The following is a 20,626-nucleotide window of genomic DNA, read 5'->3' as shown; positions in this document are numbered from 1 at the left end:
GTAATGCCTAAATATTAGGCATTACTTTTTATCATGAAGGTATTATTGAATTATTTGTTTTAGGTAATGGTTCAGTTTCAAAAATAGCATTTATATTATTCACATTAAAATTTGAATTTAATTGTTGATTTCTTGTTTGTATAGATGGTTTATTAAAAGCTTTTTTTTGTTCTTTTGTAAAAACTTGTATTTGTTCTTTGGTAAATGCTGCATTTTGATTAGAAGTAAATCATTCTAATTGTTTTGGAGTTAATGATTCAATTTGAAATTTAAATTCATAAAAATCATATTCTATTGTTAATTGATTATTAATTGTTTTTAATGCTTTTCTCATTCCTTTTTCTAGTAGCGAAAACTTATTATAACTGAAATTTTTTATTTGTTCTGTTGTAAATGCTTGAATTTGTTTTTTTGTAAGTGCTTTCATTTGTTTTTTTGAAAAAGCATAAAGCAGTAAATTATTTTTTGTAAATAAGGGAATTAAGTTGGTGTTAATTGTTGAAACTTGATATGGACTTAATAGTTGCAATAATTGTCTTCAAATTGGTAACCCATTATTATCATTTGCTTTAATGATACTTAAAATAAATTTATCAATTTCTTGTTTATTGACAGTGTTTGTAAATGATTGTATTTGTGTTTTAGTAAGCCCTTTAAGTTCTGCTTTGCTAAATAATATTTGATTTTTTGTAGGCATATCTTTTAATCTTTGTCCTTTTCATTTAAATTTAATTTAATAAAAATCCTAATATAGAAATTATTTCTATATTAGGTATGAACATTTATTAAAATATAAAGTAATTATAATATAAATTAATTATTTTTGTTATATTATGCATTTTATGAATTATAATTTAATGTTTTTTAAATGAATATGTAATTTGTTTTCTTTTTAGACAGAAGTTACTGTTAAACTTCTGGTTCTCATAACTGGTTCTTTTGATGAATTTGCTAGTTCATTAGATACTTTAATGTAATCAGGAGTAATATTTGCTTTTGATACTCTTTTTGTAGAAACAAAACCACTTAATCTTAAAAATTCGTTAAATCGTGATTCTTTAATGTCATTAGGATTAACATTTTCTTTTGATACTCTTACTGTGGGGATAGTAGGATTTGTTCTTAAAAATTTGTTAATTCTTGATTCTTTTCTTTCAAAATTTGTAGTAGTAGCCATTCCACTAGCTATTAAAGTTGTACCAACAGCAATTCCACCAATAGCAGCTGGTAATAATGAAGCACCACCAGTCATAGGTGCTGCAGCAACACAAGCTGCTGTTATTCCTGCGGTTGTTGTTAATGTTCCTGTAGTTATTGTGACACCAGCAATTATTTTTCTTTTTGTACTTATTTCACTAGACATAATATTTTTCTTCCTTTTCTTTTTCAATATTTAATTTAATAAAAATCCTAATATAGAAATAATTTCTATATTAGGAATGAATAATTATTAAATTACAAAAATTATTATAATATAAAAAAATGAAAATATTTTATTTTTTTAAAAAAAATTATTGTTTAAAAGTACATAATGAAATATCAAAATAATATTAAATATAATAATATTATTTTTTTATTGAAAAGTAACCAATTAATAATTGCATTTTTTAATCAAACAAGTTAAGATTACTTATGGTAAATGTTATGCCCACGTAGCTCAGTGGATAGAGCACCGCCCTTCTAAGGCGGGGGTCAGAAGTTCGAATCTTCTCGTGGGCGCCATTAAATTTTAAAATACTAAGAAGGTTTAACTAAATAATGATAAATCATGACAATTATTATCAAGACATTATTGGTAAAATTAACCACCTCATTAGTGAAAATAAATGAGATCAAGCAATGAAGTTGGTCAAACATGAATTAGAGATGCCTTATATTCCTATTCATCATGAAATTACATTACAAGAGTTACATCATAATATTACTACTCATATTAGATTAAATAGTAAAAATGAAAGTCATGAGTGAAATTTAGAGAGAATAAGTCGTGTATTAATGAATCCATTTGATGAAGATCTTCATCCGGTGGCATTTTATTATTTACAAAGTCATAATGCTAGGTTAATTTTGCCAACAATTAAGATTTATCTTACAAATAAAAATATAAATAATATAAATAAAACACAACTATTATTTATATTAAATAATCAAGGTATTGATGAAGAAATAGAAGTAATAAAAGGTCATGATACATTTAAAATTAATCCAAAAAAAATAACACAATGACAAGAATCACTCGTTTATTTAAAAATTACAAAAATATTTGAAGATGAAGTTCATATTGATAATCCAGGTATTTATGGTATTTGCTTATTTTTATTGGATAGTTATTTTGAGAATTTGTTTCCAACATTACCTAATAAAAATCAAGCAGCAGCATTAGCAGCTGCTTTGTATATTCGTGCTTGTAGTTTCCAGTTTATTAGTGTAAAATTGGTAGAAAGTGCTAAAAAATTTAAAACTACTACTACTTTAATAAAAAAATACTTAAGTATTATGATTCAACAACAAATTACATAAGGAGAGATTTGAAAAATGACATTAAATATTATAAAAGATGAAAAAAATGGTCTTGGAAAATGACATGTTACCATTGATGCTAAAACTTGAAAAGATCAATTGGCAAAAGCTGAAAATAAATTGATTGCACAAGTAGAAATTCCTGGATTTCGTAAAGGAAAAGTTCCTACTAAAATGGCTAAAAAACATGTAACTGAAGAACAAACTTTACAAACAGCAACTAAAGCAGTTATTACTATTGCTTATGATTTTGCCTTAAAACAAAAACCTAACTTAATGCCTACTAATCAACCCGAAGTTAATGTGGAAAAATCTACTATTAAAGAGTGTGAAATAATGTTTGTATTTGATTTACCAGCAGAAATTACTATTGGTAAATATCGTGGTATTGATATAGTAAAACCTGTAGCAACTGTTAATCAAGAAGAAATTGATACTCAAATTAAACTATTACAAGATCGTTTTGCTATTTTTAATCCAAAAGAAAAAGGAAAATTAGAAAAAGATGATACTGCAGTTTTTAATTTCACTGGTTTTTTAGACGGTAAAAAATTCCCTGGCGGTGAAGCTAAAAACATGGAATTAGAAATTGGTTCTGGTAAATTTATTCCTGGTTTTGAAGAAGGAATGATCGGTATGGAACCTAAATCTAAAAAAACTATTGAAGTAACTTTCCCAGAAGATTATCATGTTCCAAATTTAAAAGGTCGATTAGTACAATTTGAAATTGAATTAAACGAAATAAAAACAAAAGTTATTAATGAAGATTTAGAAGAATTAGTAAAAGATGTTAACATTCCAGATCTTACTACTACTGAACAATTATTAGAAAATATTAAAAAACAAATTGAAGTACAAAAAACAATGACAATTAAGGAACAATTTATGGAAGAACTTATTGCTAAAATTGTTAAAGATTCAAAAATAATAATTCCAAATTTTGCTGTTAAAAATGAAACTGAACGTTTAGAAAATGAATTTAAAAAACAATTAGCTAATCAAAACTTTACAATTGAAAACTATATGGCAGCAACTGGTTTATCTCATGAAGAAATTATTAATGAAATAAAAAAGGATGCAATTATGCAACTTCAGAATTTTTTAGTTATTGAAGAAATTATTAAACAAGAAAAAATAGAAATTACCGAAGAAGAAGTTCAAAAACAATTAACAACATTTGCCGACCAATTTAAAATAAGTATTGAAGAAGTTAAAGCAAATATTAAAGATTTAAGTTTAGTTACTACTACCCTAAAACGTAATAAAGCCTTTGATTTATTATGAGAAAGTAACGGTAAAAACCAAAAGCAAACAACAAGTGCTTAATTTAATTTGATAATTATTATATAACCTAATTACCAATTTAATAATTAGGTTATTTTATCGTTTATTTTTTTCAAAAAGTAAAAATTATCAAAAAAAAAATAAATGTAATAAAATACTACTAGTATAAATTAAATATGAATTAATAAGTGCTGCTGTAATAGTATAGTATAAATCAAAAATTAGATATTTTAGCAATTAACTATTGCAAGTGCTAATGTTTTATATTATAATCCAGTTAATACATTATTTGAGGTGAGACAATGAAGATAAAAAATATTACTAATATTCCAGTACTAGTAACAAGAGGAAGTTTTGTTTTCCCAACAGTTGAAATAGAACTAGAAGTTGGCAGACATAAATCAGTAGCGGCAATTAATGAATCGGTAGCTAAGTTTAATTCAGAAATTATTTTAGTTTCGCAAAAGGATCCGAAAGTAGATAATCCGCAATTAAGTGAAGTCTACAATCATGGTACTTTGTGTAAAGTGCAAATTCAAAAAAGTCATAATGATGGTACACTTACCGTATCTTTTTATGGACAACAAAGAGTTAAAGTTTCTAAGTTTTATGATGATAAATTTTATACAGGAGATGCTGAAACTTTAGTTAGTCCTAATGTTTCAAAATCATTAGAAGAAGAGTTGATTCAAAGAATTGTAAATAATTTACAACAGATTTTAGATGTTCATGGTTCAATTCCACAAGGTGTAATTAGTCAAATCACCGATGGAATGAAAGCTAGTGAAATTATTGATAAAATGGCTCAATTTTTACCATTTTTAACTATCAATAAACGCCAAGAAATTTTACAAGAAACTGATATTAATAAACGTTTAGATTTATTATTGAAAGATGTTGGTGGTCAAAAACAAGTTGGTGCCATTGAAAAGGATTTAACAGCTAAAATTAAAGATCGTATTGATGAACAACAACGTGAATATTATTTACGAGAAAGATTGCGTGCTATTAAAGAAGAATTAGGCGAAATTGATGGTAAGTCTAATGAAATGAAATGTTATTTAGAACGCTTAGAAACAGAAGAGTTTCCTGAAGCAATCAAAACGCGTGTTAAAGAAGAAATTAGTCGTTATGAAGATATGCCGCAAGCTTCAAGTGAATCAAATATAATTCGTACATACATTGATTGAATGATGACTTTACCTTGATTTCAAAAAAGTGAAGAAAAATTTGATTTAATTAATGCAAAAAAAATTCTTGATAAATATCACTATGGTTTAGAAAAAGTTAAAGAAAGAATTATTGAATATCTTGCTGTTAAAAAAATGGCTAAGGCAATGCCAGGACAAATTATTTGTTTAGTTGGCCCTCCTGGTGTTGGTAAGACTTCTTTAGCTAAATCAATTGCTGAAGCGATGGGGCGTACTTTCGTTAAAGTTTCACTTGGTGGAGTTAAAGATGAATCTGAAATTCGTGGTCATCGTAAAACTTATATTGGTGCGATGCCAGGAAGAATTATCCAAGGTATGAAACGTGCTAAAGTTATTAATCCATTATTTTTATTAGATGAAATTGATAAAATGTCATCTGATTATCGTGGTGATCCAGCTAGTGCTATGTTAGAAGTATTAGATCCTGAACAAAATGCTAATTTTTCAGATCATTATATTGAAGAAAATTATGATTTATCACAAGTTATGTTTCTAGCAACAGCTAATTATATGGAAGGTATCCCTGAACCATTAAAAGATCGAATGGAAATTATTGAACTTTCTTCATATACAGAATTAGAAAAACTTGAAATTGCAAAAAAATATTTAATTCCTCGTGTTATTGAAATTACTGGTTTAAATAATAAAATGTTAAAATTTAAACCAAATTCAATTGAAGAAATAATTAAATATTATACAAGAGAATCAGGTGTTCGACAGTTAGAAAGATTATTAAATAAAATTGCTCGTAAATTTATTGTTAAACTTTTAAATAAAAAAATTAGTACTGAAGAAATTGTTGCTGATAATGTTAAAGATTATTTAGGAAAACAAATTTTCGATTATACTAAAAAAGAAAATGAATCACAAATTGGAGTGGTAACTGGTCTTGCTTATACTCAATATGGCGGTGATATCTTACCAATTGAAGTAAACTACTTTAAAGGAAAAGGTAATTTAGTATTAACTGGTAAATTAGGTGAGGTCATGAAAGAATCTGCTACTATTGCTTTAGATTATATTAAAGCAAATGCTATTACTTTCAATATTCCTGATACTTTCTTTGCAGAACATGGTATTCATATTCATGTTCCTGAAGGAGCAGTGCCAAAGGATGGTCCAAGTGCTGGTATTACTTTAACAACTGCAATTATTTCTGCTCTGACAAGTAGACCTGTATCAAAAGATATTGGTATGACAGGTGAAATTACACTTCGTGGTCATGTATTACCAATTGGTGGATTAAAAGAAAAATCAATTTCTGCTCATCGTAGTGGACTAAAAACAATTTTAATTCCAAAAGCTAATATAAAAGACTTAGAAGATATTCCAGAAGAAGTAAAGAAAAAATTAAATATTGTTTCAGTTGAATTTTATTCTGAAGTATATGATTTTATTTTTAATAAACATAAATCAAAAATTCACTCACCTATTAATAATATTAAACCAACTTCAAGTATTATTGATGAAGGTTAAAATCTAATTAAATTATTAATAACTATAACTTTAAAAAAAGTAAATACTAAAAACAAGTATTTACTTTTTTTATATAAAATTTTTTTATATTTGTGATAAATTTGATTTGCTTTTATTTGTTACAGAAAAATTAATTTCTGAATTTACATTATTAATTATATTTTTTTTGTTAATTCGTAATATTAGTTCATTTATTTTTACTAAATTTTGTTGTTTAATTTCTTTGATTTTTGTTAAAATAGTTATTTTTGTTTTTATTTTTTTATTTCAATTAAATAATCCAATAGTAAGTACTTTTATTATTTTATTTATTTTTTTATTATTTAATTTTTTTGATAGGTTATTTATTGAATTTATAAAATTATTTTCTAATTTTTTTAAAGATTCTAAAGTTTTTATTTTTTTATTTAAAAATTGATAATGATTTTGAGTATTTTTTTTATTATTTTCTCAAAAGTCAAAAATATCATTGTAATCTTTACTATAAGTTTCAATTGGAAAATGTAAATAAAGATTAATAATATGATAGTTATCTGCTATAAAGTTAACTTCTCTTTCTAAGTCATTAATATCCATTTTTTAATGTCTCCTCTTTTAAAAAATAAAAAACCCTTTACTTTTAAAATAAAGTAATGGGTTAAAACTTTGAACAAGTTTGTTTTTATGTTATATATTATTTTAATTTTATAATTCAAAAATTAAATTATAAATAATAAAAGTGTTGTTATTAATAATTATTTAAACTTTTATATAAAAATGTTTAAAATTAGAAAATTGTGCATGGTGGACAACATTTTTTACCATATTGCATATTAATTAATTCTTCTGAATTTATACTATTTATATCATCATTAGTTATTAGAAAAGTACTATCTTTTAAATATTGATCTTCATTATTTAACTGTTGGATATTAAAATTAAATTCTAGATTTCCATTTTCAATTTCATCTAAATCTTCTTCATAATCTACTAATAATTTTTGTTTTAAGTTAATAATTTTTTCATTGATTAAAGCAATTTCTTTTAATACCTTTTCTTTATTATTAAGACTAAAATTTTTGTTAAATGGATTCAAACTTTTTTCTAATTCTTTTTTCTCTTTTTTTAATTTTTTTATTTCTTTTTTTTGTACATTTTTTTTCATAATTTTCTCCTTTTTTAAAAATAAAAACTCATTTACTTTTTATGAAAATAATGAGTAAAAACCTAATGAAATTTACATTATATTATATAATATTTTAATTTTTATATCTTAAAAAACAAGTAATATTTATGTAGTAATTATGATAAAATTATAAAGTTATAGGAAGGAAGTAATTATGATTAAAGATAAAAAAAATAATGTTGAAATCATTAATGTCAGTAAAAACTATGATAGTAATGAAGTCATTAAAAATGTTAGTCTGAATATTGCTATTGGTGCCAAAATTGGTATTGTTGGCCCCAATGGTACTGGAAAAACAACATTATGTGAAATGATTTCCCAACTTCGTAAACCAACAACAGGTACTATTAATATTAAATCTGATTTAAAAATAGGCATGCAATTACAAGAAACTAAATTTCCTCGTGGTTTAACTGGTTGAGATATGGCCCAATATTATATGAGAGCTTATTGTTTAAATAAGTCTGTTGAAGACATTCAAAAGTTATTGTACTATTTGGACGCCGAAGCATTTATTAATAAACCTATTATTACTTTATCGGGTGGTCAACAACAAAAAATAAATATTTTATTAGCATTAATTGTTGAACCAGATTTATTAATTTTAGATGAATTAGCTACGGGATTAGATTTAGAGGTACGTGAGCGAATTTATGAATTACTAGAAAAAGAAGTTTTTATTAAACCTAATCTTTCAGTATTAATTGTTTCACATAATATGCAAGAAATTGAACGTTTTTGTCAACAAATTATCTTCATGTTTGAAGGTTCAATTATTAGTATAAATGATGTTAAAACTGTTGTTAAAGAATATGGAAGTATTGAAGAATATGTTAAAACTAAATTTAAAGAATATAAAATAGGTATGTATGATAGCGAAGCGTTATTAAAAAGATTAGGAGGGGAAAATAATGAAAAATGAGCTAAGTCTTGAAAAAACACCTTAAAAAACAAAAATAACGATTGATCTCTTCTTAATTTATTTTGAAGTTATTTAAAACGTAATCGTTCAATTATTATTTTTTCAGTTTTCGTTTCACCATTGATTTTTATTGGTGCATCAATTGGTGGAAATAATCAAATATTATCATCACCTGCTGGTAAAAACATTGGACGATTTATTTTGATGATTATTTGATTGACACAAACTGCTTCCTTTTCAATTCAAACTTTTTTAGCTATTTTATTAGATTTAAAACAAAGCGTAGTTTATCGACGCATTGGTTTAACAAGAATTAGCAAAACCAACTTTATTATTATAACATCAATATTTAATTTAGCTTTAGTTTTAATTTCTGATATTATTATTTTTATTGGTGTTATTATTATTGGTTATGTTGTTCCTTTATCTGGAATGATTAGTTCCATTTTTAATTGACAATTATTAATTATTATTTTATTTACATTATTTTTTTCTATTACTATTACTAGTATTGCTTTGCTAATGTCAGTTATTATTAAAAGTCGTACTGGACAAGCAATTGTTAGTTTATTTACTAGTTTATTAATTGTTGCACCATTAATTATTTTAACTTACTTTTTAGCTAGTCTTATTGGTGAAGGATTAGTTTCAAGTATTGGTGTTGGTGCTGTTGTTGGTATTTTAGTAGGTATATTTATTGCTTTAAATCTTATTAGTTGTGGCATTTATTATTTAACTTAAAAACTATTTAAATGATTTGATTAATTTTTATAAAAGTATGTAATGAATTATAAAATAACAAAGGAGTGAAAATATACAATGCCTAAAAATATAAGAAATTATGTTATTGATGAACAACCAATTAATTATTTTGATAAAGTTAAAGCATGATTAGATAATCAAAATAAATTTGAAAATTTAGAACTATTGTCAGAAGTTGCATCTCAACAAAACTATTTAAAACAAAGTGATAAGTTAAATACTAAAGTAATAAATCAATTAGAAAATAAATATTTGGCAAATGTTTCAAATTTAAATCAAAAATTGAAAATGTTTTAATATAATAACTTACTTATTTTTATTAATTTATAATCTAATTATTTTTTATAAATAATTAGATTTTTTATATATTAACAATATTTTGAAACAATAGGTTTATTAAAAATACTCCTTTAAATTTATTTTTAAAGGAGTATGAATATTTAAAAAAATAAATTATGAGTATAATCGAAAACCGTTTCCTAAAATTGTTTTAATTTGTCCTCCACTTTCAGATCCTCATGTTTCACCATAATGAACAATGATAATTTGAAAAAATCATTTTCCATTTTCTTCATAAAAAGTTAACCCTAATTTAATAGTTATTAATAAACTGGCAAGTAGGAAATTTTCTTTATTATTACATATGATAATATTACAAAAATTTGCTGGGTTAATAGGTCCATTTTTTGTTACTTTTGCATTTATTAAATATTTTTGAAAATTTAGATTTTTAACAACTTGATTAATGTTAATAGTTGGATATCCTGTATCACCTCAACTATAAGATGAATCTACATAATCTTCTGTACCATTTTCATTAAAAAAAGTAATATATCGATAATCAATTGGTAAACCATATTCTGTATTTCATTCAAATGTATGGATAAATGAATTATTTCTAGTCTGTTTTCAATAACTTATATCAGTTAGTTTTCCGTTATTAAAATGAAATTCTGTTGTTTTTCATCATATTTTTGTCATTTTTTTAAATTCTGTTTGTTCTACTGGACATTTATAAATGCCATTAATAGTTAAAACATAAATATTTTTATTACTATCAAAAGTAATATTACTAACATCATATGTATCATTATCAATTACTTTCATTTCAATAAAATTTGATTGTAAAAAATCAAATTTATAAACTTTATTTATTACAGAGTTATTATTAGTTATTATATAAATATTTTTATTATTTATTATTATTTTTTTGATTATTCCATCTATTGATGAATTATTTATTTTCTTAAAGTCTTTTTGTTTTACTGAATACTTATAAATATTATTATTATCTGCAATATAGATAGTTCCATTTTCATCTGTTACTAAAATAGCATTAACAGGTAGTCCTCAATGTTCACTTATTATTATAAATTCTGTTTGTTCTGCTGGACATTTATAAATACTATTATTTGCAATTACATAAATGTGTCCGTCTTTACCAGTTGTTAAAAGAGAAATTTGTAGTGTTTCTTTATTTGTATCTATATTTAATTGTTTAAATTCGTTGTCATTTTCTAAACACTTATAAATACTATTCGCAAAAGGAACATGAAGAGTATTATTAGCAGTGATATAAATATTTCCATATTTATCAATACTTATGTGACTCAGAAAATTAATATTAGTTGGTAATGTCATTTTTTTAAATTCTCATTCTCCCGCTAAACATTTATAAATATTATTATTAGCTATTATAAAAACATTTCCGTCTCTCTCATTAATTTTTAAAAATCTAATATTTTCTAATTCTTTAGGTATTATCATTTGTTGAAAATATGTTTGTGTTGCAAGACATTTATAAATATTATTATTAGTTGCGACATAAGTATTTTTATCTTTATCAGTTTTTATAAATTTACCATTAGCAAATTCTTTAGGTACTATCATTTGTTTGAACTCTGTTTGTTCTGCTAAACATTTATAAACAGTATTATTAGCAAGTGCATAAATATTTCTATTTCTATCAGTTGTTAAAGACTTAATTTCATTTATTTTTCAATTATTATTTTCATTTTTAATACTTGTTTTAATTTTATTATTTGTGTTATTGATAAATAAGGTATTTAAACTGTTTGTACTTGCTATTGCTAAAATTGTTGTTGTAATTAGTGTTGATATCTTTTTCATATTTTAAAAACTCCTTTTTATTTTTTCCCAATAACTTCTTATTTTTAAGAAGTGAATATATTTTATTTTTTTTCAAATAAATTTCAAATAAAAATAGAGCAAATTTTAATTTAAACTAAAAATCATAAAAAAAATATATTTTATATTTAAAAAAATATTTTGAATGTTATAATAGTAGTAAATATGGATTAATTTGCATATATTATATAAAGCAGGGGTGGCATTGCCTGAGAAATACCCTATAACCTGATCTAGTTAGTACTAGCGGAGGGAGACTTTATTTTTTATATTTTAAAAAATGATAACTCCTTTTTTGTTATGTAAGATAAATTAAAGGAGTTATCATTTTATTATGTTTAAAGAACAACTATTAACAATTATCAATTATAATAAAGTTAAAAGCAAACTGGAGGTAGGAATGTTAATTAAAGCATCAGCCATTTTTAGTTTAATTACTCTTCTAACATTAACAGTTATTATTAGTATTTTACCTGCTAGTAGTATTAATCACTTTTTTAAAGTTACTACTATTACTGGTTGACAATTTTATAGCAGTAAAATTTATTTAATATTAATTCTTTGTTTATTATTAATTTCATCAATTTTATTATCTGTTATTACATGAACAGTTAAAATAGAAGATATTCATAAAAATATTGTTATTGTTACATTACTATCAATTTTTAGTATCAATCCCATTGCATTAATTTTTAATTTAATTAAACATTATCAATGACAAAAAGAAGAAACTTTTGCCATTTTAAAAACAAGATGATGAACTAATTTTAAATTTGCATTTGGTATTAAACGATGATTAGTTATTGATTATACAATTATTGGTTTATTTACTGGTGTAACTATTGCTTGTGCTTTTATTGAACAAAATTTATTACCAAAAATGCCATACGGCGGCGGTATTGCTATTAAATATATACCTTTAATGGTTATTAGTTATATTATTGGCTTTGCAGGTGGATGATTAACGGGTATGATTAGTGCTTTAATGTCATTATTATTTATTAGTGGTGGTTATGTTATTAGTGCTTGAAGTTATTTATTAGATTATTTTTTGCCAATGACAACACCCGCTATTATTTCATTATTACGTTTTAATTTAAAATCTGATAAATCAATTTTTACTTATATTAATTATTTTTTACATTGTTTTTTAGTTTGTTTAATTATTTATTTTTGACAAACAATAGCAGGATATTTTATTTGATCACAAATTACTAATGCTGATGGAAGTAAAAATATTTGATCAGGATTTAATCCTCTTTTTTACTCATTAGTTTACAATTTTATTCATATTTTTTTGTTTACTTATCCAATTATGCAATTAACAATACCTTTTATTTATCGTGGTTTAGTTAGTCACTATGTAGAAAGATATCGTTAGAATAGTAATTCCAATTACTATTTCTTTTTTAAATAGCGTTATAATATTAATTGATAGAAAGGGTGATTATAATGAAAAATGATGAAATAATCAAAGAAGATATTATTATTATGGATGGTAATATTAAATTAATGAATAAAGCATTAAATGAGAAAAAGGTTGTATTAGCAGCAATTGAATTAGGAAAACATGCTCAACATACAATTGATATTGGTTGATCTGAACATTTTCAAGCATATGCTAAATTAAAAAGTACAACTACTACTGGTACTTGTTTTTGTAAAAAACCAGCAACTCATTTAGTTTATTTTTGACGATAATAAGATAATATAATTTTTAAATAATTTAATTAACTACTAGATGAGAATTAAAAATAAATTCTTTATCTAATTGATTTTGATATTCTGGATTTGTTATTAATCTTTGTTTTAGTTTTGGTTTATAATAAGTAAAATAAATAATAGTAGCAATTATAATAAATACTCAAAACATTAAAAACTTAATTGTAATTGCAATTAATATGATTCCTCTGTTGCTTACTAAATCATGAATCATATTATAATTAAAAATAATGAATTGACTAATTAAAAATAATAAACAGATAATAAACATAATTCATTCGATAACTTTTATTTTTATTTTTTTATAATAACCCATAACACAAGTTGCTGTTATAACAAAAAGATAAACAAAGATTGTTATATTAGTTGTAAATCCCAACATTTGGTTGTAATTAAAACTAATTCCAATTAAATCCGGAATTATTAGCATAATAATACAAACTATAATTGTAATTATAAAATTAATAGTATTACCATACATTGCAATATTTTCTTTATTTAATTTGGCTATTTTTTCACTAATGTATCCTTCTTTCGCTAATGGTTGTAGCATAGCTCCAGAATATAGCGCTACTTGTATTACACCATTCAATTTAATTGATAAAGTACAAATAACTAGTAAAATGATACCTGTTGTACCAGCAATCCCAACAATAACATTATTTGGATTATAATTATTATCACCATTTGCTCATCCGTTATTACCATTAGGTCCCTGTGAACTGATGGCACCAATAATTAAAATTGTAATAATTAAATAAAAAATAGTTCTCAAAAATAAGACAATAATTGTTCCCCTACCTAAATTTTTATTAGGATTTTTAACATTTTTTCCAATAACAGTAAAGGTCTCAAAACCAAGGAAAAAGTAGAAAAAATTGCTAAAAGCATTATTAAAAATATTAATTGTAAAATGAATATGTTTAGTACCAACAAATGCTTGTTGATAAACTATAGTGCCATTTTTGATTACCAGAATAATGGCACAAATAATCAAAAAAACAAGTTGACAGTCATTTAATGATTCCTGAAATATTAACAAATCAACGAAAACCTCTTAATCCAAAATAGATAAACTTGGGAGGTTCCCAAAAACGTAGGAAGATAAATTACTAGATAAATAAATTCTTTTGAATATTACCATTTCAAAATGATGATAGACAAATTAAATTCTCTTTTACCCTTAAATTTATATTCGACGTATTTTAAAAAATATAGATTTTATAAGATAAAATAAAAATTATTCTCAAAGGAAAAAGACAAGAAATAATCTTGTCTTTTTTTGTAATTGTAAAATTTTAAAATTTTTATTATTAACACCCTTTAAATATCTACTACACGCAGTGACCAAGTAGGAGAAAGTTAATAATTAATAACCCTCTTTAACACTATTATCAACACGTGTTAGGGAATTAAAACAGTGAACTACAACACAGTTGTTAAAAATAGTGGCCAAAACATGTGGACTTGCATGGATAAATAAAAAGTGGAGTGATACCTAATAAAATATACTAACCAGTAATGGTAATTCTTGGGGTGGGAGCGAATTGGAAACTAGTATATATAGACCTACTAGGGAACCTACTATATTAATTCTATTCTTTATTTAACCAACCTTGCCACCCCCCAGTGAGCAAGCGTTGGTTTTATTTTTTTTGAAAATTTTTTTGGGCGAAAAAATAAATTTCAAACTTGTAAAAAAAATTGAGCGGTGCCGGTTCAATTAAAATATTAATTTGTTTAACACAAATTAAATAAATATTGAATCGAATGCCTCGATTTCTTTTTAAAATTTCACAATTTATTTTTGAGCCCAGAATTTCTGGAATGAATAAAACTAATAGTATTAATAATATAAAAATAAAAATATATATTCTTTATGCTACAAGCAACAGAATATATTAGAAAAGAAAGTAAAAATGGAAGAAAAAGAAAAGAAAGAATTAATAGAACAAAAAATCAAAATAGCAAAAGAACATCAAAAAAAGTGATTAAAAATAAAAATAATTATTACTTTAATTTCAACTTTAATTGGATTAATAATTTTATTAATTACTGTAAGTAAAAATTAAAGAAATAAATAAAGTTATGAATATTAATGAAAATAAAAAATGTGAATTAAGAATTTGTAAAAATAAAGTTTGAAAAGATTGTATTAATAATTCTACTAAAACTATTAAATATAAAAATTGACCAATACCTTATTTAATATGTGACAGTTGTTATCACAAACTACCTAAATACCTTAAACAAACAGCAAAAATAATTGAAAAGGATATTTTGATTATGAATAAAACTAAAAAAAGAAGAAAAAGATGTGTTGAATGTAATGAATTATATGAAGATAACAAAATCAATATGCTTTATCACTTTAAAACAGAATTAGAAGCAGAACAACATAATACTAAAAAATATGAAGATAATTATGATATTGAAAAACATTTAGATTATACAAAATCATATGGATATGTTTGTGATTGATGTAGAGATGATTAATAAATGCAATACGAATTAATCATTGGTATTGACCCTGCTGGTATTGGTAATAATGGAATTGTTATATACTCAAATGAAACTAATAATATTATTTTTAATGAAACATTTAAAGCAAAAACAGTTTTAGAAAGTAAAAATATATATAAAGAATATTTTAAATTAATTAAAAAACAATTTAAAAATAAAAAAATATTAGTTATTGTAGAAAATTTCTTTTTAAGTTCAAAACAGTTATTAACTAATCCATTAGCAACACCAAAAGTTATTGGTGCTTTAATGATATTAGTACAAGATGTTATGAACTGAGATTATCATGAAAATGAACCAAAAAACAAAAATAAAATAGAAGATTATAAAGGAAATATAAAATTTACAAAACATGAACAAGATGCTTATAAACATATTCAATATTATTTAAGGAATTATAAAAATGAAAAATAAAGAAAATTACGTTAAATTAACAGTAAAACTTAGTAATACTATTGAAGTAAAATATCATGAAAAAGGTAATAAACAATTATATTATACTGTTCGTGGTCAATGAAATGGATTAAACTATGTTACTTTAATTTTTAATAACCCAAAATTTTATAAACGATGTATTTTATTAAACAAAAATGATGAAATTATAGTAACTGGTCAAATCTTTAATACTTTAAATATTCCTAAAAATCGTGCATTTTGTTCAATTAATGTTAAATGATTTAAAAAATGAAAGGAATAAATAATGAATTTTGATGAATGATACATGAAAAAAATAAAAGAAACTTTAAAAATTATTGAAAGTGATAGTTATAAAGAAGAACTAAAAAAACATAATGAAATCATTGAAAAACATAAAAATTTAATGAAAGAACTAAATAATGAATAAAGAAAAATTAATTAATTATATTAAAAAACAACAAAAATACTATAACGGTACAGAAATAGATTTGATACTTGATATTTTATTGTAAAAAATAATTAATGGTGAATTTAATAATGAATAAATGTAAAAAATGTAATAAAAGAATCTGATTAAGTAAAAATTGATGTATGACATGTTTAGAAATAATAGTTAATAATTTAAATAAAAATAAGGAGAAATAGATAGTGAATAAAGACCAAGAAATTATTAATGAATATAATAAAAAACGTAATAAAGAAATAACTGAAGAACATTTATATAATATAGAAAAATTAAGAGAAGAGTTTAAACAAAAAGTAATTAATAAATATAATGAAAAATTAATTATCTGATTGAATAAGCAAATTAGTATTTGTTTATGTGATTCATTAAAAGAAGCAGGTAAACTTACTGCTTATTATAAATTAATTGAGTTTATAGAAAATGGAGAACTTCATTAATGATAATATTACCTACTTTGTTTGAAAATAAAGATGAAATTGAAATATTATCACCATTTCCAAAAGCAATTCATACAAGTAATGATATTAGAGCAATTATTTTAAGACAATATCCAAATGTTAAATCAAAACACATAATTGTTTCTGACCCCGAAAGTAATGTTGCATTAATAGTTGGTGATAATGATGTTTATCAAGGTTGAATTAAAGTAACAGTTAAAAAATTAGAAATTAAAGGAGAATAAACAAATGCAAAAGGAAAAAATTAAAATTAGAAATTATGAATTTGAATTAAATTCTTATGTAGTAGATTCCTTATTAGATGTTATAAGAGAACTGATAAAAACAAATAAAGGAGAATAAATTATGTTAGATGAAATTTTAAAAGTAATTTTTGATAGAGCAGATAAAAAAGAATTAATTAATATGATAGAAAGATTAATTCTTTGTACTAATAATAGAAAAGAAACAAAAAAATGACTTATTAGAGAATTTGATAAAAATAATTATGTTTTAGAAAAATTATTACAATTAGAAATACAAGGAGAAAAAAATGGAAACAAATAATTATACTTTAACTAAATTAATTAGAACTGGTATAAGTCCTATTTGTGCAATGATTGGTACAAGTGCTTATTATGGTCAAGTAATTGCAAATCCAATATTAGGTTCAATTAATAGTTTATTATTTGGTAAAAAATTAGGTTTAGATATATGAAATTTAAATCAAAGACCAAATACAAAAACTAAATTAATTAATAGTTCTAAAAAAATTATTTTAGGTTTAGGAACAATTGGTTTAGCAAATTATAGTAAATGAACAGAAAATAATATTAATCCTATTATTCCAACAACACCAACTCCAATAACTACTACAACTACAACAGAAGGTCCTCCATGATTACTATTAAATAAACAAGAAAATCAGTCATTAATGGATTGAGATACATATATTAGTTTAAATGCTTATGGTATATCAAATCTTATTAGTGGAATTCTAGAATTAATACCTAATAAATTTGAAGCAATAAGAAAAATTTGTAATATGGCAACTGGTGGATGTTTAATATCAAGTGATGTTGCTATGGGTATTAATAATGATTTTAATAATTCTTATGCAGTACCTACCATAATTGCTGGTGTAAGTGAAATTATCCATAATTTACTTCCAATAGAAACAAATCATAATAGAGAAATGCAAGAAACTTCATTTACAAATGAAACTGCAAGATTAATAAATGATAATAGATTTACTATTAATAGTGAAACATCAAGTCAATATGGTAGTGGTAATATAAGCGAAGCACTATTAAATAATGATAATGCTTCATTAAATTGAGATTATAATCACATGAGTTTATAAAGGAGGTGAAAAATAATGAATAAAGAAAAATTACTTGAATATTACAATGATAAATTAAAACAACATGAAAAAGATTTACAAGAAATACGACTGAATGAAGGTATAGCTAAAAATATTTTAATAGACACAAAATATATGATTGAAAAAATTAATAAAGGTGAATTTGATGAATAATCAAAAATAAAAAAATAAAAAATTGAAAGGAAAATATAAAAATGAAAGAATTTTTAAAAGCACTTGAAACAATTGGAATAAGCACTGGTATATTAATTTGCAGAGAAATTATTGTTTTATTAAAACGATTTATTACAACTCCAAAACATGTTAGAGCAAATAACAAAATTATCAAACATCAAAAAAAATTAGCAAAATTAAATGAAAAGATTAATAAAGAAAATAAATAATAAAGGAGAAAAATAATATGACAAAAATTGAATTTAATGAAAAATATAGAAAACAAGATATCAGTATTGATAGAGATTTTGATTTACATATTGATAATTGTTTTAAATTTTCTGATATCAATACATTAGAAAATGCTGTTAATGATTATAAAAAACTAATAAGTGAAATGCCACAATTAGTTAAAGATTGATTATTGGGATAAGATTAGGAGAATGTTAAATGTTAGAAAATGAAAATAATGTTCAACAAACAACTGAACCTTTAACTGAAAATAATGCTCAACAAGAAATAGAAAATAAAGTTAATGAAGCAGAAAATAAGTTAAATAAACTTAATCAAGAAATTAAAGAAAAAGAAATAATTAATATATTTAAAAAATATCAAGTTAAAAGTGAATTTTATGATTTTTTAAAATTTAAAACTAATAATTTAGAAAATTCAAAAATTGAAGAAACTATTAAAAAAATCATTAAAGAACAACCAGTATTTAAAGAAACAATTAATACAGGTGGCAAACCACAAACAATAATAACAAATCAACCAAGTTCAATAAAAAGTACATTATTGGATTATAAAAAAAATAATAATTTATAACAGAAAGGAAATCAAAAAATGGCAATACAATTCAATAAAAATTTAGATAATACCGAAAAATTAGTAGAAGCACCAGAGTTTATAGAATTTTATAAACAATCAAATTCACCATGAGCAAGTTTTTTTCCTATCGAAATGGTTAATTCAACAAAAATTGAATTTATAGTTAAAAAACCAAAAAATTCAGAAATTAAAGTATTAAAATGAAATGATAAAAGCAAAGTATTAGATGTTAGTTATGCTGAAACTATTAAAATTTTAAAAGAAATTAAAGAAGAAGCAGTTGCGGGTGAAATAATTGCTAATGTTGATTTAAATGCTGAAAATGGACAAAATTTATTAAATACAATGCAATATGAAGTTGCTAATGACTTAGCAGATTATTTAGCAAATAATGATACAAATGTAATTGCAAAATATGCAACTAAAATAGACATTACTGATAAATCACCAGTAGGATATTTAAAATCAATGTTAGATGCTTGAAATACTTTATTTCAACTAAGAAATAGTAATAATTGTCGTTTTTTTATTACTAATAATCTTTATGATAGTATTGTTTATTTAGCTAATAATAAAGGATTAATTACTGATAATCAGATTGCTCAACAATTAAGATTAAATGGAAATGATTTATATATTAAAGGTGTACTATGTCAAATTGTAATGGATGATTATATGACATTTACTGATAATAATGAAACTAAAATTATGTCTTTTGTTTTAGCAACACCAAGAGCAATGAAAAGATATATGTTACAAAATACAGTTGTATATGTTCAAGATATTGCTGATGGTAAAGTTGGAAGAAGATATTTAGTTGGTGGAGAAGTAACTGGTGAATCAATACCCTATATAACAGATGAAGAAACAACTTCACGCTGAATGTTATGTGCAATTGTTAATAATGATAAAAATGATTTAAAAACTAAGATTACAAATTTAACAACTGATATTACTGCAAATGGTAATAACAATAACAATGAATTAAATACAGAAATAAAAAGTACTAATGAACTTAAATCATTAAATCCAAATTTAACAAATCCAACTATTAAATATTTTAGTGATGCACAAGGAAAAACTAATGTAAGTAATCAAAAACAAAAAGCAGGTGACTTATATATAACTATTACTGCAAATATTAATGACTTAAATTATAAAGGAACAACAAATCCAATTAAAATAACTCTTAAATAAAGGAAATTAAT

Annotated in this window: 28 protein-coding genes, 1 tRNA gene and 1 riboswitch; of the genes, 23 read left to right on the top strand and 6 right to left on the bottom strand. The window is 23.0% G+C overall.

The genetic code is table 4. From position 1 onward, the window contains the following. Positions 1-28 precede the first annotated feature (28 nt). The gene (locus tag AACK83_RS06495) at positions 29-697 is read right to left on the bottom strand and encodes a hypothetical protein (protein ID WP_338957070.1); all 669 of its coding nucleotides are present in this window, start codon (positions 695-697) and stop codon (positions 29-31) included. A 195-nt stretch (positions 698-892) separates the two neighbouring features. Beyond that, positions 893-1,363: a hypothetical protein gene (locus AACK83_RS06490; protein WP_338957067.1), complete on the bottom strand. Its 471-nt coding sequence runs from the start codon at positions 1,361-1,363 to the stop codon at positions 893-895. Between the two features lie 283 nt (positions 1,364-1,646). Between AACK83_RS06490 and AACK83_RS06485 the strand changes: the two genes are divergently transcribed. The 4 genes from AACK83_RS06485 (at position 1,647) to lon (ending at position 6,491) form a co-directional block, all read left to right on the top strand. Further along, positions 1,647-1,722 (top strand) — tRNA-Arg (locus AACK83_RS06485). Between the two features lie 36 nt (positions 1,723-1,758). Then, positions 1,759-2,520 (top strand): DUF3196 family protein, encoded by a 762-nt coding sequence (locus tag AACK83_RS06480; RefSeq protein WP_252319707.1) that lies wholly within the window; start codon positions 1,759-1,761, stop codon positions 2,518-2,520. A gap of 15 nt (positions 2,521-2,535) precedes the next feature. Continuing rightward, positions 2,536-3,846, top strand: a complete 1,311-nt coding sequence (gene tig, locus AACK83_RS06475) for a trigger factor (RefSeq protein WP_338957063.1) — start codon at positions 2,536-2,538, stop codon at positions 3,844-3,846. A 260-nt stretch (positions 3,847-4,106) separates the two neighbouring features. Continuing rightward, positions 4,107-6,491 carry an endopeptidase La gene (lon, locus tag AACK83_RS06470; protein WP_338957061.1) on the top strand — a complete coding sequence of 795 codons (2,385 nt, stop codon included), beginning with the start codon at positions 4,107-4,109 and terminating at the stop codon, positions 6,489-6,491. Between the two features lie 84 nt (positions 6,492-6,575). Here the strand turns inward: lon and AACK83_RS06465 are convergent, their stop codons facing one another. Together AACK83_RS06465 and AACK83_RS06460 are read right to left on the bottom strand one after the other, a co-directional pair. Continuing rightward, positions 6,576-7,067, bottom strand: a complete 492-nt coding sequence (locus tag AACK83_RS06465) for a hypothetical protein (RefSeq protein ID WP_338957059.1) — start codon at positions 7,065-7,067, stop codon at positions 6,576-6,578. Positions 7,068-7,257: 190 nt separating this feature from the next. Then, positions 7,258-7,635 carry a hypothetical protein gene (locus tag AACK83_RS06460; protein ID WP_338957056.1) on the bottom strand — a complete coding sequence of 126 codons (378 nt, stop codon included), beginning with the start codon at positions 7,633-7,635 and terminating at the stop codon, positions 7,258-7,260. 175 nt (positions 7,636-7,810) lie between these two features. On the opposite strand from AACK83_RS06460, the gene AACK83_RS06455 reads away from it, so the two are divergent. Beyond that, on the top strand, positions 7,811-9,319 hold the full coding sequence (locus tag AACK83_RS06455; RefSeq protein WP_338957053.1) for an ATP-binding cassette domain-containing protein: 1,509 nt from the start codon (positions 7,811-7,813) through the stop codon (positions 9,317-9,319). A gap of 78 nt (positions 9,320-9,397) precedes the next feature. Further along, the gene (locus tag AACK83_RS06450; protein WP_338957050.1) at positions 9,398-9,637 is read left to right on the top strand and encodes a hypothetical protein; all 240 of its coding nucleotides are present in this window, start codon (positions 9,398-9,400) and stop codon (positions 9,635-9,637) included. A 156-nt stretch (positions 9,638-9,793) separates the two neighbouring features. Here AACK83_RS06450 and AACK83_RS06445 read toward each other — a convergent pair whose 3' ends face one another. Next, entirely contained in the window at positions 9,794-11,470 is a 1,677-nt protein-coding gene (locus tag AACK83_RS06445; RefSeq protein ID WP_338957047.1) for a hypothetical protein, read from the bottom strand. Positions 11,471-11,673: 203 nt separating this feature from the next. Further along, positions 11,674-11,761: riboswitch (TPP riboswitch) on the top strand. A 61-nt stretch (positions 11,762-11,822) separates the two neighbouring features. Between AACK83_RS06445 and AACK83_RS06440 the strand changes: the two genes are divergently transcribed. Both AACK83_RS06440 and AACK83_RS06435 read left to right on the top strand, forming a co-directional pair. Further along, positions 11,823-12,869 (top strand): energy-coupled thiamine transporter ThiT, encoded by a 1,047-nt coding sequence (locus AACK83_RS06440; RefSeq protein WP_338957044.1) that lies wholly within the window; start codon positions 11,823-11,825, stop codon positions 12,867-12,869. 71 nt (positions 12,870-12,940) lie between these two features. After that, positions 12,941-13,189 carry a hypothetical protein gene (locus AACK83_RS06435; protein WP_338957041.1) on the top strand — a complete coding sequence of 83 codons (249 nt, stop codon included), beginning with the start codon at positions 12,941-12,943 and terminating at the stop codon, positions 13,187-13,189. Positions 13,190-13,214: 25 nt separating this feature from the next. On the opposite strand, the gene AACK83_RS06430 is transcribed toward AACK83_RS06435, so the two are convergent. Beyond that, positions 13,215-14,252, bottom strand: coding sequence for an amino acid permease (locus AACK83_RS06430; protein WP_338957038.1), 1,038 nt, complete (start codon positions 14,250-14,252; stop codon positions 13,215-13,217). Between the two features lie 719 nt (positions 14,253-14,971). Between AACK83_RS06430 and AACK83_RS06425 the strand changes: the two genes are divergently transcribed. The 15 genes from AACK83_RS06425 to AACK83_RS06355 all read left to right on the top strand — a co-directional run bounded on the left by AACK83_RS06425 (position 14,972) and on the right by AACK83_RS06355 (position 20,615). Beyond that, entirely contained in the window at positions 14,972-15,115 is a 144-nt protein-coding gene (locus AACK83_RS06425) for a hypothetical protein (RefSeq protein ID WP_338957035.1), read from the top strand. A 14-nt stretch (positions 15,116-15,129) separates the two neighbouring features. Continuing rightward, positions 15,130-15,282 (top strand): hypothetical protein, encoded by a 153-nt coding sequence (locus AACK83_RS06420; protein ID WP_338957033.1) that lies wholly within the window; start codon positions 15,130-15,132, stop codon positions 15,280-15,282. A gap of 16 nt (positions 15,283-15,298) precedes the next feature. Further along, positions 15,299-15,706 (top strand): hypothetical protein, encoded by a 408-nt coding sequence (locus tag AACK83_RS06415; RefSeq protein WP_338957031.1) that lies wholly within the window; start codon positions 15,299-15,301, stop codon positions 15,704-15,706. Between the two features lie 3 nt (positions 15,707-15,709). Further along, positions 15,710-16,147, top strand: a complete 438-nt coding sequence (locus AACK83_RS06410; protein ID WP_338957028.1) for a hypothetical protein — start codon at positions 15,710-15,712, stop codon at positions 16,145-16,147. Continuing rightward, positions 16,137-16,430, top strand: a complete 294-nt coding sequence (locus AACK83_RS06405) for a hypothetical protein (RefSeq protein WP_338956663.1) — start codon at positions 16,137-16,139, stop codon at positions 16,428-16,430. Before AACK83_RS06410 ends, AACK83_RS06405 begins: the two co-directional genes overlap by 11 nt. A gap of 3 nt (positions 16,431-16,433) precedes the next feature. Further along, positions 16,434-16,577, top strand: a complete 144-nt coding sequence (locus AACK83_RS06400) for a hypothetical protein (RefSeq protein ID WP_338957025.1) — start codon at positions 16,434-16,436, stop codon at positions 16,575-16,577. A gap of 221 nt (positions 16,578-16,798) precedes the next feature. Then, the gene (locus tag AACK83_RS06395) at positions 16,799-17,053 is read left to right on the top strand and encodes a hypothetical protein (RefSeq protein ID WP_338956667.1); all 255 of its coding nucleotides are present in this window, start codon (positions 16,799-16,801) and stop codon (positions 17,051-17,053) included. Then, positions 17,053-17,298, top strand: coding sequence for a hypothetical protein (locus tag AACK83_RS06390; protein WP_286640816.1), 246 nt, complete (start codon positions 17,053-17,055; stop codon positions 17,296-17,298). Before AACK83_RS06395 ends, AACK83_RS06390 begins: the two co-directional genes overlap by 1 nt. 121 nt (positions 17,299-17,419) lie before the next feature. Next, positions 17,420-17,620 (top strand): hypothetical protein, encoded by a 201-nt coding sequence (locus AACK83_RS06385; protein ID WP_338957016.1) that lies wholly within the window; start codon positions 17,420-17,422, stop codon positions 17,618-17,620. After that, positions 17,607-18,416, top strand: coding sequence for a hypothetical protein (locus tag AACK83_RS06380; protein ID WP_338957014.1), 810 nt, complete (start codon positions 17,607-17,609; stop codon positions 18,414-18,416). The genes AACK83_RS06385 and AACK83_RS06380 overlap by 14 nt, the downstream gene beginning before the upstream one ends. A 15-nt stretch (positions 18,417-18,431) precedes the next feature. After that, positions 18,432-18,590 carry a hypothetical protein gene (locus AACK83_RS06375; RefSeq protein WP_338957013.1) on the top strand — a complete coding sequence of 53 codons (159 nt, stop codon included), beginning with the start codon at positions 18,432-18,434 and terminating at the stop codon, positions 18,588-18,590. 41 nt (positions 18,591-18,631) lie between these two features. Continuing rightward, a complete protein-coding gene (locus AACK83_RS06370; protein WP_338957011.1) occupies positions 18,632-18,820 on the top strand; it encodes a hypothetical protein in 189 nt (62 codons plus the stop codon). Between the two features lie 17 nt (positions 18,821-18,837). Further along, positions 18,838-19,023: a hypothetical protein gene (locus AACK83_RS06365; protein ID WP_174480219.1), complete on the top strand. Its 186-nt coding sequence runs from the start codon at positions 18,838-18,840 to the stop codon at positions 19,021-19,023. 17 nt (positions 19,024-19,040) lie between these two features. Continuing rightward, positions 19,041-19,415 (top strand): hypothetical protein, encoded by a 375-nt coding sequence (locus AACK83_RS06360; protein ID WP_338957002.1) that lies wholly within the window; start codon positions 19,041-19,043, stop codon positions 19,413-19,415. An 18-nt stretch (positions 19,416-19,433) separates the two neighbouring features. Further along, positions 19,434-20,615 (top strand): hypothetical protein, encoded by a 1,182-nt coding sequence (locus AACK83_RS06355; RefSeq protein ID WP_338956999.1) that lies wholly within the window; start codon positions 19,434-19,436, stop codon positions 20,613-20,615. Positions 20,616-20,626: the final 11 nt, after the last annotated feature.

The sequence above is a fragment of the Spiroplasma endosymbiont of Tiphia femorata genome, assembly GCF_964020225.1.
In the GTDB taxonomy this organism is placed as follows: domain Bacteria; phylum Bacillota_I; class Bacilli_A; order Mycoplasmatales; family VBWQ01; genus Spiroplasma_E.
This window is presented reverse-complemented; position numbering and strand designations above follow the sequence as displayed.